The 706-nt window shown below is 34.8% G+C and carries 1 protein-coding gene; it reads left to right on the forward strand.

Translation table 11 applies throughout. The features are described from left to right. Positions 1 to 294: 294 nt before the first annotated feature. Entirely contained in the window at positions 295 to 558 is a 264-nt protein-coding gene (locus tag K7G79_RS14695) for a hypothetical protein (RefSeq protein WP_223552350.1), read from the forward strand. Positions 559 to 706 lie beyond the last annotated feature (148 nt).

Raw genomic sequence — 706 nt, forward strand, 5'->3', positions numbered from 1 at the left:
CGAGACCGTTGTGCATAATGTCCCAAAAACCGTAATCTGAATTAAAGTTTGAGAAAAAAAGAAATATTTTGGCTGATTGGAACCACAATACTCGTGTTGATTATGAACACGCTGATTTTCGGAATTGACGGACTGAAATCTGACTCAACTCTTGACATAAATATTCACGACACTTATTTCGTGATTGCGAATTTTCACTTCATATTTCTACTCGGAGTTTTAGTTTTTTTCGGAATTTACCTTGTCCGAACTTTACGTAAGAATTTTAAAAATCTGACTGCAAATCTGATTTTAATGATTTCGACAATTCTGCTAATAATAATCCTAAACGGAATTAATACAATTGTGGAGAATTTTATACAACAAACTTCTGGTTGGACTATTTATCCACCTTTGAGCGCTGGAGACGGAATGGAACAAATTGAACAGGAAATTGAACCGAAAGAAAATAATTATGGAATTTTATCGAGTGTTCTTTTTTACACGCAAATATTACTGTTGATTTTCTTGGCTTATTGCGGATTTAAAACTGGACTGAATTATAAACGAAATGAATAAAAAACACTATGCACAACAATGTATAACCGCAATTACGGCGGATTCGACTACGTCCGAATCCACTCGGAATTGCTAACGTCAGCGCTTAACCGAAAATTAGTAACTTTAATCCCGTAACTGACGGTTATACGAGACCGTTGTGGTTAAT

The sequence above is a fragment of the Aestuariivivens sp. NBU2969 genome, from assembly GCF_019931125.1.
GTDB lineage: Bacteria > Bacteroidota > Bacteroidia > Flavobacteriales > Flavobacteriaceae > Aestuariivivens > Aestuariivivens marinum.

Excerpts from the sequence above, each read along its gene's own strand:
- K7G79_RS14695 (WP_223552350.1), top strand. The coding sequence starts at position 295 with ATGATTTCGACAATTCTGCTAATAATAATCCTAAACGGAATTAATACA.